The organism is Planktothrix sp. FACHB-1365 (assembly GCF_014697575.1).
Taxonomy (GTDB): domain Bacteria; phylum Cyanobacteriota; class Cyanobacteriia; order Cyanobacteriales; family Microcoleaceae; genus Planktothrix.
Genome location: NZ_JACJSC010000007.1, coordinates 148,601 through 161,081, shown reverse-complemented (window position 1 = coordinate 161,081; position 12,481 = coordinate 148,601). Strand labels below are relative to the sequence as shown.

Below are 12,481 nucleotides of genomic sequence, written 5' to 3'. Positions count from 1 at the left end.
TGATCAGTGTAGAGACCGACCATGGTCGGTCTGTATCAGTCAACAGTGTAGAGACCGACCATGGTCGGTCTGTACCAGCCATCAGTTACTAGGTAATAGTTGTTGGCTATTAACTCTTACACTGATAACTGTTTACTGTTGACTGATAACTGACAAGTCCCACCTGCGGCTTCAATTTTGGTACGAGCGCCTTGGGTAAAGGCTGCCGCTTCGATCCGCAGTGCCACATTCAGTTCCCCATGTCCTAAAATTTTCAGAGGGCCACGAGATCCCGTTAAGAGTCCCGCTTCTAACAGGGAATTTAGGGTAACTTCAGTATTAGCACTCAGGGATGCCAACTGACCTACATTAATCGTAGTGTATTGTTTACGATTAACAAGAGGGAAGCCTTTAAGTTTAGGAAGGCGACGATAGAGAGGATTTTGACCTCCTTCAAAGCCAGGACGGGTGCTGCGACCGGAACGAGAATTTTGACCCCGCATCCCTTTTCCAGAGCTTGCGCCTTGACCAGCAGAGATCCCACGACCTAGGCGACGACCGCGTTTGCGAGAGCCAGGTTTGGGTATAGCATCGTTGAGTCTCATGATTGCTTCTACTTGAACTGTTTCTGATGAATAATGGAATTAGGCGTAAAGATGCTCAATGGGAATGCCCCGCTCTTTGGCCACCTCTGCAAAGGTTCGTAATGATTTTAAAGCATGAATCGTAGCTCTGGCATTATTCAGAGGATTGCTCGAACCGAGTTGTTTGGCTAAGATATTGCGAACCCCTGCTAATTCCAGAACGGTACGCACCGCTCCCCCAGCAATTACCCCTGTCCCCGGAGCCGCAGGACGCATCATGACTTGAGCACCTCCCCCTTCACCATTAACCGGATGGGGAATGGAATTAGACTTAGTTAAGGGGACTTCTACAACGTTTTTACGGCCGTCTGCGACCCCTTTTCTCACGGCTCCAATGACATCGGCGGCTTTACCGACACCGACACCAACTTGACCTTTTTCATTACCAACAATCACCACAGCCCGGAAGCTGAGTTTTTTACCGCCTTTGACCACTTTAGTAACCCGACGGATTTGGACAACCCGCTCTTGCCACTCAGTTTCTTTTTCTTTAGTGCGATTACTTTTTTTACGACGCTGCTGTTGCTGCTGCTCTGCCATAGTTTTAATATCCTGAACAACTTTTATGATAGAGGGGTTTACTATGTCCAGACGAGCCTTGGCGCGTCTCTACCACCGAACATAGCCAACCTGATTAGAAATCTAGTCCAGCTTCTCGGGCGGCATCCGCTAAAGCTTTGACGCGACCGTGATAGATATATCCACCCCGATCAAAAACGACTTGTTTGATGCCTTTCGCCACAGCCCGTTCAGCAATTAACTGGCCAATTTTGACAGAAGCGTCGCAGGTTGCACCCGATAAATCTTCGGATTTAAAACCGGGTTCCACCGTAGAAGCTGCAACTAAAGTGTGATGCTGGGTATCATCTATCACCTGCACATAAATGTGCTGGTTGGAGCGAAACACTGCTAATCTAGGACGTTCAGCAGTGCCAACTACCTTGACCCGAACTCTACGATGACGACGATCACGGGATTCTTGACGAGTTAGTTTCATAGTTTATTTTTTCCCACCCTTACCAGTTTTACCAGCTTTACGTCTGACCACTTCGCCTTGATAACGAATGCCTTTGCCTTTATAAGGTTCTGGGGGACGCACAGCCCGAACGCGGGCGGCCATATTACCGACAATTTCCTTGTCAATCCCGCTAATGATCACATTCGTGTTATTTTCAACAGCAACGCGAATGCCTTCCGGCGGTATCATTTCTACGGGTTTACTGTAACCCACGTTTAACACTAGGTTTGTCCCTTGCACCGATGCCCGATAACCCACCCCTTGGATTTCTAAACGACGTTCAAACCCATTAGAAACCCCTTCGACCATATTAGATACAAGAGTTCGACAAAGGCCATGACGCTGACGAGCAGTCCGGGACTCAGAAGCTCGTTTGACATTCACAGTTTCTCCATCCTGTTCCACAACAACTTCGGGGGGGAGAACACGAGAAAGCTCACCCTTGGGGCCTTTAACAGTCACCTGTTGACCATTAATAGTAAGAGTGACTTGCTTAGGTACCGAAATTGGACGTTTACCAATTCTAGACATAGTTATCTATTTGTTGACAGTTAACGGTTGACAGTTGACGGTGGACAGTTGACAGTTGACAGTTGACAATGAACACCTCAACGCTCAACACACAACAGACACTCTGTACAGACGTGCCATGCGTACAGACGTGCCATGGCACGTCTCTACCAAATGTAACAAAGCACTTCACCACCGAGTCCTTGACGTCGAGCTTCTCGGTCAGTCATCACCCCGCGAGATGTAGAAATAATAGCTACACCAATACCACCTAAAACGCGAGGGAGTTCTTTGCGGTTGCGATACACTCGCAAACCCGGTCGGCTGACTCGCTGTAACTTCTGAATGGTGGGAGCCTTCGTTTTAGAGTTGTACTTGAGAGAGACAACCAAGTATTTTTTAATGCCTTCGCCAGTTTCTTCAAAATCCCCAATAAAGCCTTCTTGTTTAAGAACTTGGGCAATACTACGGGTCATTTTTGTAGAAGGAATTTGTGTAGTTTGATGCCGCGCCATGCAAGAATTGCGAATGCGCGTCAACATATCCGCAATGGTATCGTTTGCCGCCATAGTTTCCTCAGTTACTTTAAGTTACAGGCAAGATGCCTGTTCCACACTAGCTGTCCCGGAAGGGCATTCCCATTTCTTTGAGCAAAGCTCGCCCTTCTTCGTCGGTTTTGGCTGTGGTCACAATTGCAATATCTAAGCCTCGAATTTGATCAATACTGTCATAGTTAATTTCAGGAAAGATCAATTGTTCTCGGACACCCAAACTGTAATTTCCTCGACCATCAAAACTCTTGCCACTGACGCCGCGAAAATCACGAATCCGAGGCAAAGATAAATTAATCAGTCGGTCTAAGAAGGCATACATCCGGTCTGAACGTAAGGTTACCATCACACCGACGGGCATTCCTTTGCGAATTTTGAACCCGGCAATCGCTTTTTTAGCACGGGTGACAACAGGTTTTTGTCCCGTAATCACAGCTAATTCATTGATGGAGGACTCTAAAGCTTTGGCATTTTGAGAAGCCTCGCCTAAACCCCGGTTGACCGTGATTTTAACAATCTTAGGCACTTGATGGATATTTTCATATTTGAACTGATCCATCATTTTGGGAACGATTTTGTCCAAGTAGATCGTCTTGAGTTTAGCTACCATAGTTGTTGCTCTTTATGAACCCTGGGCTTGGTCAGGATAATTGTTGACAGTTGGAATTACGAATTACGAATTACGAATTACGAATGGGTAATGGGTAATAGGTAATGGGGAAATCCCTGTTCCCTCTTTAATCAATAATTTCACCGGTTTTTTTCAGCATTCTCACCTTGCGGCCATCGTCGGTAAAGGTATAACACGCACGACTGGCAACGTTTTCTTTGGTGGAATACAGCATGACGTTAGAACTATGAATCGGAGCTTCAAAGGTCGTAATTTGACCGGATTCACCCTCTTGACGAGGTTTAACGTGCTTAGTTCTCACGTTAACATCTTTAACAACGACTTTGCTCACTTTAGGGAGGACTCGTAGGATTTCTCCAACCTTTCCTCGATCGCTACCCGTAATCACCTGCACAGTGTCGCCTTTTTTGACGTGCATTTTATACCGTTGGGATTTATCGGATGTTGTTTTCTTGGACATTAAAGAACCTCCGGTGCAAGAGAAACAATTTTGGTGAAATTCTTATCCCGTAGTTCCCGCGCTACAGGGCCAAATACACGAGTTCCTCTGGGATTCCCATCGGCGTTGATAATCACAGCCGCATTGTCATCAAACCGAATACTCATGCCACTATCCCGGCGTAAACTATGACGAGTCCGAACAATTACAGCCCGAACAACATCGGATTTTTTGACCGCCATATTGGGGATAGCATCTTTAACAACAGCAATGATCACATCACCAATGCCGCCATAACGACAGTTGCCACCTTTTAATACGCGAATACACATTAATTTTCGTGCACCGCTATTATCAGCAACATTAAGAATCGTTTGAACTTGGATCATAGTCTTATTTTTTCCCTCTCAGGTATGACGATTCCTTATAGAGAGTTGAGAGCTTCAAATCTCTACAGATCAGTTTTGCTTTTATCGCTGAGAATTTCGACCACATTCCAGCGTTTGGTTTTACTTAAAGGACGAGTTTCAGAAATCCGAACTCGATCACCTTCTTGACAATCGTTATTTTCGTCGTGGGCTTTATATCGTTTCGTTTTAACAACAATTTTGCCGTATTTAGGATGGGGAGAACGGTTTTCCACCGCTACAACCACCGTTTTATCCATTTTGTTACTAACGACCAAGCCAACTCGTTCTTTTACTGCCATTACTGTACTCCTTGGCGTTCCCGTTCCACCGTTTTCAATTGAGCTAAACGATGGCGAATATGCTTAAACTCATGGGTTTTTTCTAAACGCCCTGTCGCTTTAAGTAAACGCAGGTTAGCCAATTGTTTTTTGACTTCTAAGATTTGCTGAGACAGTTCTTCATCATTCAACTGTCTTGCTTCTTCGACTTTAGGAAAAGACATAACTGAATCCTTTAGGGTTGACAGTATCGACTACTGTTAACAATAGATTTACTGAGCTTCTTCCTCAACGGAACGAGCAACAAACTTGGTTTTAATCGGCAACTTAAACGCCGCTAACCGCATCGCTTCCCGTGCAATTTCTTCGGAAACTCCTGCAATTTCAAACAGCACCCGACCGGGTTTCACCACAGCCACCCAATATTCAGGAGCCCCTTTACCCGAACCCATCCGGGTTTCAGCAGCCCGCATCGTCACAGGTTTATCCGGGAAAATCCGAATCCAAATTTTGCCCCCCCGACGAATATAACGGGTCATTGCTCGACGAGCCGCTTCAATTTGACGAGAGGTAATCCAACAGGGTTCTAAGGCTTGCAGTGCAAAATCACCGAAGTTGAGATCATTACCGCGAGTGGCTTGACCTTTCATCCGGCCACGCTGTTGTTTGCGGAATTTTGTTCTTCTGGGACTTAACATGATCGTATCAGTTATCAGTTATCAGTTATCAGTTATCAGTTATCAGTAATACGAATGGGTAATGGGTAATGAGTAAGGGGTAATTGCCTGTTCCCTGTTCCCTGTTCCCTGTTCCCTCTATAGATAACAAACAACAATCTCTTTATCCTTCGTTAGAACGGTCGTCATATTTCTGACGACGAGGTTGCCGATTTCGACGAGGTTGAGTCGTCGTTGAGGCAGCCACTTCCTCTTGTCCCGGAATAATTTCGCCCTTGAAGACCCAAACTTTAACACCCAGAATGCCGTAGATAGTCAAAGCCGTACAATAGGCGTAGTCAATATCAGCCCGCAAAGTATGCAGAGGAACCCTGCCCTCACGAGTCCATTCGGTTCGGGCAATTTCTGCACCATTTAACCGACCACTGACTTGAATTTTGATGCCTTCAATTCCGGCTTTTTGTGCCCGTGTAATCGCCTGACGCACGACTCGACGGAAGGAAACCCGTTTTTCGAGTTGTTGAGCGATATACTCAGCAATCAAGGTGGCATCGGCATCAACGCGGGCAACTTCCACGACATTGATCCGAATTTGGCGATGTGACCCTAGTTTTTTCTGAAGGCCCAGGCGCAGAGATTCAATCCCTGTTCCCCCCCGACCGACAACAACACCAGGTCTAGCGGTTTGGACTTCTAAATCAATTTGATCGGCTTTGCGTTCAATACGGACTTTAGAAATCCCGGCATTGTTGAGTTCCTTACGCACAAATTCCCGAATCGTATGATCTTCTTGTAACAGTTCAGGATACTGTTTGGAATCAGCAAACCAACGAGATCGATGCTCTTGGGTAATTCCCAGTCGAAACCCAACAGGATGAATTTTTTGTCCCATAGCAGATTAAGGGTGAAGTTTTTGTTTCAATTCTCGAATCGAAAAGGCTTGAGCTTTTCCATTCCTTCATGTCCTGAGAGCCCTTAGCTTTCCGCTTGAGGAGCCACAGCAACAACAATATGACAAGTCGGCTTGCGAATTTGGTAAGCCCGACCTTGAGCACGGGGTCTAAACCGTTTAATCGTCGGACCTTGATCGGCGTAAGCCTGAGAAATCACCAAGTTCGCTGGATCTAATCCCTGGTTGTGTTCTGCGTTAGCCACCGCCGAGCGCAAAACCTTGAGAATCGGCTCACAAGAGCGATAGGGCATGAATTCCAAGATGATCAACGCTTCTCGATAGGATCGTCCCCGAATCTGATCTAAAACCCGTCTTACTTTGGAAGGTGACATCCGAATGTAACGAGCGATCGCTTTTACTTCGGTGCTAGTATCTATAGCCATAGTTCATGTTAATTCCGAGTCGGCATTCAATGGAGTTTTCAGCATCGCAACTCTTCTAACGGCGGGCTTTTTTGTCACTTTTGGCGTGACCCCGAAAGGTGCGAGTTGGAGCAAATTCCCCTAATTTGTGACCCACCATTTGATCCGTAACAAACACAGGAACGTGTTGTTTTCCGTTATGGACGGCGATCGTATGACCCACCATCTGGGGAATAATTGTCGATGCTCTTGACCAAGTTTTGATGACTTGTTTTTCTCCCTTGGCATTGAGTTTTTCAACTTTGCTCAGGAGATGATCCGCCACAAAGGGGCCTTTTTTAAGTGAACGAGACATACAGTAATCAGTTATCAGTTATCAGTTATCAGTGTAGAGACGAGCCTTGGCGGAGCCATGCCGTAAGGCTTTTGGCGCGTCTGTATCAGTTATCAGTCGATTACTGATTACTGATTAAGTTTGCCGTCCACCTTTACCCCGTTTCGAGGATTTCCGACGACGACGAACAATTAAAGCGGTACTGCGTTTTTTCTTGTTGCGAGTCTTCGCCCCTAATGCGGGTTTACCCCAAGGCGTAACTGGGCCAGAACGACCAATCGGTGCGCGCCCTTCTCCACCACCATGAGGGTGATCCACCGGATTCATGACGCTACCGCGAACTTCAGGACGACGGCCTTTCCAACGGGTACGGCCTGCTTTCCCGACGCTGATGTTACGAGCATCAATATTGCCCACTTGTCCGATAGTGGCGTAGCATTTCGCCGGAATTTTTCGTTGTTCCCCCGACGGCAGTTTGAGGGTAACATAGCTCCCTTCTTTTGCCATAACTTGAGCCGTTGCTCCCGCAGCGCGAACAATTTGTCCCCCTTTACCGGGAACTAACTCGACGTTATGCACTTCTGTCCCTAACGGGATTTTAGCTAAAGGCAGGGCATTGCCAATTTCAATCGGAGCTTCCGGGCCAGAAATAATCACGGTTCCCACTTTGAGTCCAAGGGGATGCAGGATATAGCGTTTTTCCCCATCGGTGTAATACACCAAAGCGATCCGAGCATTCCGGTTGGGATCGTATTCAATCTCAGCAACCTTAGCAGGGATATTGTGTTTATCCCGGCGGAAATCAACGATCCGATACAGTTTTTTATGTCCGCCTCCCCGATGGCGACAGGTAATCACCCCTCGGTTATTCCGCCCCTTATCCCGGTGTTTGGAAACCGTTAAAGAAGGCTCAGGTTCAGAACGGGTAATTTCTGCAAAATCGGAAACGGTATGTTGGCGAGTGCTGGGAGTATAGGGTCGGTATGAACGAATTCCCATATTTGATCCTTAGATTCTAAATCAGTTATCAGTTATCAGTTATCAGTTATCAGTTGACAGATAACAATGAACAGACAACTCTATACTTCTGGGAACAGGACTTTCCGCAGAGGTTCCCCATCCTCCAGAGTAATAATTGCCCGTTTGTAGCCCGGTTTGTACCCCACAAACTTACCGACCCGACGACGTTTACGAGGCGGAATATGGGTATTAACAGCCTTAACTTTAACGGGGAATAACAGTTCAATCGCTTGTTTGATCATCGGCTTAGTCGCCTTGCGATCAACATCAAAAGTGAACTGATTCAGTTCCATTAACCTTGTGGCTTTTTCGGTCACAATCGGGCGCTTGACCAAATCAATCAGATCGCCGGTATAATGTTCAGTCACCGTAAACCTCCTGAATTTTGGCAAGGGCAGCAGCTGTGGTTACGATTTTGTCGGCTGCGAGCACATCATAAACGTTAAGGCTATCCGCCAAGCACATTCTCAGTTTGGGAATGTTACGACCCGATAGATAAACGTTGGGTTGTTTCTCAGGTAACACCAAAAGCACTCTAGCTTCCGGTTCAACACCCCAACGGGTCATCGCCGATACTAAGTCTTTGGTTTTGGGTCGAGCAAACTGATCGGCGAATTCTTCAACCACAATCAGATCTTCAACGCGACTTTGAAACGCTGTCCGCAAGGCTAACTGTCTTTCTTTGCGGTTCATTTTTTGAGAATAATCTCTGGGTTTTGGCCCAAAAATTACCCCACCGCCTCGCCATAGGGGAGAGCGAATAGAACCCGCCCTAGCGCGCCCGGTTCCTTTTTGACGCCAAGGCTTACGGCCACCTCCCCGAACTTCTGAACGGGTTTTAGTGCTGGCTGTACCTTGACGCGCATTCGCCATTTGGCGCACTAAGGCTCTATGGACAACGTGGCTGGCATTTTCTTCGGATGCGACTTTTAGGTCAAGGGTGGCTTGTCCCACGCTTTCACCCTGCCAATTTCGGACTACACAATCAACCATGGTTGTTTCCTCCTCTACTTGCCACCGACTATGTTAGCGGGTGCGATACTCAACAAACCACCAGGTTTGCCAGGAACTGCCCCTTTCACTAACAGCAGGTTACGTTCGGAATCAACACGCACAACGGTTAATTTGCGAGTGGTGACTTGGCTGGCTCCATAGTGTCCGGCCATGCGTTTTCCGGGGTAAACCCGTCCTGGGGTGGTTCCAGGGCCGATTGAACCGGGAAGACGATGGTTTTTTGAACCGTGAGCCATAGGGCCCCGTTTAAAGTTATGGCGTTTTTGATAACCGGAGAAGCCACGACCCATGCTGGTTCCACTGACATCCACCAGTTGTCCGGGGGTGAAAATATCCGCCTTCAGTTGTTGGCCTAATTCAAAGGTTTCGGGATCGCTAACGCGATACTCTTTGAGGTGGCGCAGCATTGTTCCACCAGATTTTGCTAAATGCCCCTGTTCCGCATTACTGAGATACTTATTAACCTCTTTGTTGGGAGATTTAGTCGTATTAAGCTTGCGTTTTTTATCAGGAACTTCACCGTATCCTAGTTGAATAGCGGTGTAACCATCCGTTTGTTTGGTTTTAATCTGGGTAATAGTGCAAGGCCCTGCTTGAATCACGGTAACAGGAATAGCCTTCCCGCTTTCCGCTTCAAACACTTGGGTCATGCCGACTTTTGTGCCGAGGATACCTACAGACACTTAAACTAGCCTCTCTTTTCTACGCATTACAATAATGTTCGGATCGACCGTGAGGAAGAATCCGCTTGCTGAAATGAACAAGACATGATTTAAAATGCCTTGTGGATGTTTAAACACACCAAAATAGTCTCCCACCGTTTAAGGAGGATAAACCCTGGGGAGTTTAGAACAGTTTCAGGCTATCAACAAGTTTTAAGCTGTTTGCGGATCAAGGATTTCCCTCGATTCTGCCTGTATGTCGCTGGGACTTGAGCAGCAAGCTACTCAGTATCCTGTGGGTTACAGATCTTTAATCCCATGCAGATGAGTGGCTTGCGCCAAGCTTGTTTGGGGTTTAAAGTCAGCCTTGCTGCTGTTTCCTGACCGATTCGGCTTAACTGCTTAACTATTTTTGCCCAATCGCTGATTCATTGGAGCTAACAACGTTAACGCCATGAATTAAGTTCAGTCTTTAGAAAGTTAGCAGCATCTTCCCGATTAGCGACAATTTTTGATTGTAGGGTAATTTTTACCAACTGTCAAGAACGAATCGCGACTTTGATAAAATTTTTAATTGAACTGAGGGGAGCAAGGTTAAGGGTTGTTTCACCACTAGGGAAAATTGGAAAAGCAAGAGCAGTCTTGATGAGCGCGTAGGTTGACGAGAGATTATCGAGAATTTGGGTCTAAAACCCCGTGCTTTGAGCATCGGCTTTGGATTAAGATAGAGAGGGTTGAAATCCCCAAGGTGGGCGGTTGTGAAGCGGCTTTGAGTCGGCACCCTCGAACCTGAAAACTCCTTGAGAGTAACAACAAGGGTAGCGAAAACCTTGTAAAACAAAGCTAGAGAATCAACCCATTCTCATGACCAGAAAACCCATAATTGGGTTTGATCAATTAAGGTAGGGTGGGGCACACCCGAACTCTAGGTCGTATCCTAGTAAGCTTTTCAAGATAGACCCTCTGGGGTTGCCGTAAGTCAGGCTCGTCAATGGGTGACTTTTCACCATTGAAAGGTTTGAGTATTGCTCGAAAGAGATACGGTGCTTAAAGGTCAGTCGCTGAATTAAGAATCTCCGCGCGTAAACGCGCCGAGAGTGTCAAGTCAAAATATTGCAAGTGAAGATAACAAAGATTTAGTAAAGAGGTTCATTATCGAGTTATGCCACTGATTACAACCGGGAGCAAACTAATTCGAGATTTAGAAACATACGGAGCTTTAGGACTGTATGTTCCCCTAGAAGGGGGATTTGAGGGGCGGTATCGTCGTCGGTTACGGGCCCATGGATATACAACCTATAACCTGTCTGCACGGGGACTCGGAGACTTGGCCGCATATTTAACAGGAGTTCATGGGGTTCGTCCTCCCCACTTAGGCAAAAAAAGCAGTGGGAATGAAGCCGCAGTGGGTAATGTTTATTATGTCCCCCCCATATTAAATACACAGTTAGATCAACTTCCCCCTAAATCCAAAGGTTTAGTGCTTTGGATCATTGAAGGTCATATTTTGTCGACTCAAGAAGTCGCTTTTTTGACCCAACTCCCCCAACAAGAACCCCGTGTCAAGTTGGTGGTGGAGATGGGAGGAGCACGAGTCGTGCAATGGACACCCCTTAAGGATGTTAATGTTGCCGCTTGAACGCTGTTCTTATTTTTGAGGTTGATTTTAAGCCGAATAAGTTGGGTAAACACCCAACTTATTTTTTTAAGGTTTTTTAATCTTTCATCTCCATTTTCCCTAACCCCAGAAGTGTAGCAGAAGTCCTCTGGCTTCGTTATGATAAAAGAGTGAACACTTATGATTCCCCTTTAACAGCATTGCAACAAGGTAACTGGTTCAAACTCATCTGCGGAGCAAGCTATCAGCACTTGCCTGCCGTTAGAAGTTTAACCTTGGCTTACACCTTAGCAGGTGCAGACTGTATTGATGTAGCCGCTGACCGGGCTGTGATTGCTATAACCCAGGAAGCTTTAGCACAAGTGGAAGCTTTAGGCAAACAAGCTCAAGCTTTAGGATTTAGTTATCGCCATCGTCCTTGGTTAATGGTTAGCCTTAATGATGGTGAAGATCCCCATTTTCGGAAAGCAGAATTTGAAGCAACCGCTTGCCCATCCAGTTGTAGGCGACCGTGTGAAACCGTTTGTCCGACGGGGGCAATTACCTTTTCCGACGTAAAATCTGGCGTCATCGATCAACTCTGTTACGGCTGTGGACGTTGTATTCCGATTTGTCCCAGTGATTTAATCTATGCCCGGTCTTATGTCTTCCGCCCCGATGTAATTGCACCGTTAGTCTTACAAACCGGAGTAGATGCTGTAGAAATTCATACCCAAATTGGACGAGACAAGGATTTTAAACGGTTGTGGAGTAGTATTAAACCCCATCTAGCTCAACTTAAACTGGTTGCCATTAGCTGCCCTGACGGGGAGGGTGTGGTTGAATATCTCCAAACCTTATATGACCTAATCAAACCCCTTTCCTGCCCGTTAATTTGGCAAACTGATGGGCGTCCAATGAGTGGAGATATTGGTGCGGGTACAACTATCGCTAGTGTCAAGTTGGCTCAAAAAATTTTAGCTGTGAATTTACCGGGATATGTACAGCTTGCAGGTGGCACAAACGATTATACTGTAGCCAAGCTCAAATCCCTTGGGCTATTACAATCATACCGCTTATCTGACTACCCCCCCGACCAACATCGGGTAGCGGGTGTCGCCTATGGCAGCTATGCCCGTGTCCTGTTATCACCGATTTTAGAACAGTTAGAATCCCGGTCTACCCTAAAACTCAAAGCCGAATCTGTTTCTGGGGAAGAACAAATCACCCAAACCTATAAATCTTTGAGACAGGACAAGACTTTTCAACAAACAGAGACAACCCTTGACACCCATGCGCTTGAAGCCAACCCTGACCTGCTGTGGCAAGCAGTAGGTAAAGCTTCCACCCTAGTTTCCCAACTCAAATCATAACTGATAACTGATAACTGATAACTGATAACT

20 protein-coding genes are annotated in these 12,481 nt (G+C 46.4%); 2 read left to right on the top strand and 18 right to left on the bottom strand.

The features are described 5' to 3' along the window. Window positions 1–116 precede the first annotated feature (116 nt). The 18 genes from rplO to rplC all read right to left on the bottom strand — a co-directional run bounded on the left by rplO (window position 117) and on the right by rplC (window position 9,502). Entirely contained in the window at window positions 117–584 is a 468-nt protein-coding gene (gene rplO, locus H6G57_RS11555) for a 50S ribosomal protein L15 (RefSeq protein ID WP_190518691.1), read from the bottom strand. A gap of 39 nt (window positions 585–623) precedes the next feature. Beyond that, the gene (gene rpsE, locus H6G57_RS11550) at window positions 624–1,163 is read right to left on the bottom strand and encodes a 30S ribosomal protein S5 (RefSeq protein ID WP_190518689.1); all 540 of its coding nucleotides are present in this window, start codon (window positions 1,161–1,163) and stop codon (window positions 624–626) included. Window positions 1,164–1,257: 94 nt separating this feature from the next. Further along, a complete protein-coding gene (gene rplR / locus H6G57_RS11545) occupies window positions 1,258–1,620 on the bottom strand; it encodes a 50S ribosomal protein L18 (RefSeq protein ID WP_190518687.1) in 363 nt (120 codons plus the stop codon). Between the two features lie 3 nt (window positions 1,621–1,623). Further along, complete coding sequence (gene rplF, locus H6G57_RS11540; RefSeq protein ID WP_190518685.1) at window positions 1,624–2,172, bottom strand: 50S ribosomal protein L6; 549 nt, start codon at window positions 2,170–2,172, stop codon at window positions 1,624–1,626. A gap of 146 nt (window positions 2,173–2,318) precedes the next feature. Then, entirely contained in the window at window positions 2,319–2,720 is a 402-nt protein-coding gene (gene rpsH / locus H6G57_RS11535) for a 30S ribosomal protein S8 (RefSeq protein WP_072719723.1), read from the bottom strand. Between the two features lie 46 nt (window positions 2,721–2,766). Next, on the bottom strand, window positions 2,767–3,312 hold the full coding sequence (rplE, locus tag H6G57_RS11530) for a 50S ribosomal protein L5 (protein ID WP_072719722.1): 546 nt from the start codon (window positions 3,310–3,312) through the stop codon (window positions 2,767–2,769). A 127-nt stretch (window positions 3,313–3,439) separates the two neighbouring features. Beyond that, complete coding sequence (gene rplX / locus H6G57_RS11525) at window positions 3,440–3,793, bottom strand: 50S ribosomal protein L24 (RefSeq protein ID WP_190518683.1); 354 nt, start codon at window positions 3,791–3,793, stop codon at window positions 3,440–3,442. Next, complete coding sequence (gene rplN, locus H6G57_RS11520) at window positions 3,793–4,161, bottom strand: 50S ribosomal protein L14 (RefSeq protein ID WP_072719720.1); 369 nt, start codon at window positions 4,159–4,161, stop codon at window positions 3,793–3,795. The genes rplX and rplN overlap by 1 nt, the downstream gene beginning before the upstream one ends. A 62-nt stretch (window positions 4,162–4,223) precedes the next feature. Beyond that, complete coding sequence (gene rpsQ / locus H6G57_RS11515) at window positions 4,224–4,481, bottom strand: 30S ribosomal protein S17 (protein WP_072719719.1); 258 nt, start codon at window positions 4,479–4,481, stop codon at window positions 4,224–4,226. Further along, window positions 4,481–4,684: a 50S ribosomal protein L29 gene (rpmC, locus tag H6G57_RS11510; RefSeq protein WP_190518681.1), complete on the bottom strand. Its 204-nt coding sequence runs from the start codon at window positions 4,682–4,684 to the stop codon at window positions 4,481–4,483. Before rpmC ends, rpsQ begins: the two co-directional genes overlap by 1 nt. A gap of 48 nt (window positions 4,685–4,732) precedes the next feature. Then, window positions 4,733–5,158, bottom strand: a complete 426-nt coding sequence (rplP, locus tag H6G57_RS11505; RefSeq protein WP_190518680.1) for a 50S ribosomal protein L16 — start codon at window positions 5,156–5,158, stop codon at window positions 4,733–4,735. A 142-nt stretch (window positions 5,159–5,300) separates the two neighbouring features. Next, window positions 5,301–6,029 (bottom strand): 30S ribosomal protein S3, encoded by a 729-nt coding sequence (gene rpsC, locus H6G57_RS11500; protein ID WP_072719716.1) that lies wholly within the window; start codon window positions 6,027–6,029, stop codon window positions 5,301–5,303. A gap of 83 nt (window positions 6,030–6,112) precedes the next feature. Further along, window positions 6,113–6,472: a 50S ribosomal protein L22 gene (gene rplV / locus H6G57_RS11495; protein WP_190518678.1), complete on the bottom strand. Its 360-nt coding sequence runs from the start codon at window positions 6,470–6,472 to the stop codon at window positions 6,113–6,115. Window positions 6,473–6,527: 55 nt separating this feature from the next. Continuing rightward, window positions 6,528–6,806: a 30S ribosomal protein S19 gene (rpsS, locus tag H6G57_RS11490; RefSeq protein WP_072719714.1), complete on the bottom strand. Its 279-nt coding sequence runs from the start codon at window positions 6,804–6,806 to the stop codon at window positions 6,528–6,530. A gap of 114 nt (window positions 6,807–6,920) precedes the next feature. Then, window positions 6,921–7,784, bottom strand: coding sequence for a 50S ribosomal protein L2 (gene rplB / locus H6G57_RS11485; protein ID WP_072719713.1), 864 nt, complete (start codon window positions 7,782–7,784; stop codon window positions 6,921–6,923). 80 nt (window positions 7,785–7,864) lie between these two features. Further along, on the bottom strand, window positions 7,865–8,173 hold the full coding sequence (locus tag H6G57_RS11480; RefSeq protein WP_190518676.1) for a 50S ribosomal protein L23: 309 nt from the start codon (window positions 8,171–8,173) through the stop codon (window positions 7,865–7,867). Next, entirely contained in the window at window positions 8,166–8,798 is a 633-nt protein-coding gene (gene rplD / locus H6G57_RS11475; protein WP_190518674.1) for a 50S ribosomal protein L4, read from the bottom strand. The genes H6G57_RS11480 and rplD overlap by 8 nt, the downstream gene beginning before the upstream one ends. A 14-nt stretch (window positions 8,799–8,812) precedes the next feature. Then, window positions 8,813–9,502: a 50S ribosomal protein L3 gene (gene rplC, locus H6G57_RS11470; protein WP_190518672.1), complete on the bottom strand. Its 690-nt coding sequence runs from the start codon at window positions 9,500–9,502 to the stop codon at window positions 8,813–8,815. Window positions 9,503–10,643: 1,141 nt separating this feature from the next. Here rplC and H6G57_RS11465 point away from each other — a divergent pair. Both H6G57_RS11465 and ldpA read left to right on the top strand, forming a co-directional pair. Then, window positions 10,644–11,120, top strand: a complete 477-nt coding sequence (locus H6G57_RS11465; RefSeq protein ID WP_190518670.1) for an NAD(P)H-quinone oxidoreductase subunit N — start codon at window positions 10,644–10,646, stop codon at window positions 11,118–11,120. Between the two features lie 149 nt (window positions 11,121–11,269). Next, a complete protein-coding gene (ldpA, locus tag H6G57_RS11460) occupies window positions 11,270–12,451 on the top strand; it encodes a circadian clock protein LdpA (protein WP_190518669.1) in 1,182 nt (393 codons plus the stop codon). The last annotated feature ends 30 nt before the right edge of the window (window positions 12,452–12,481 follow it).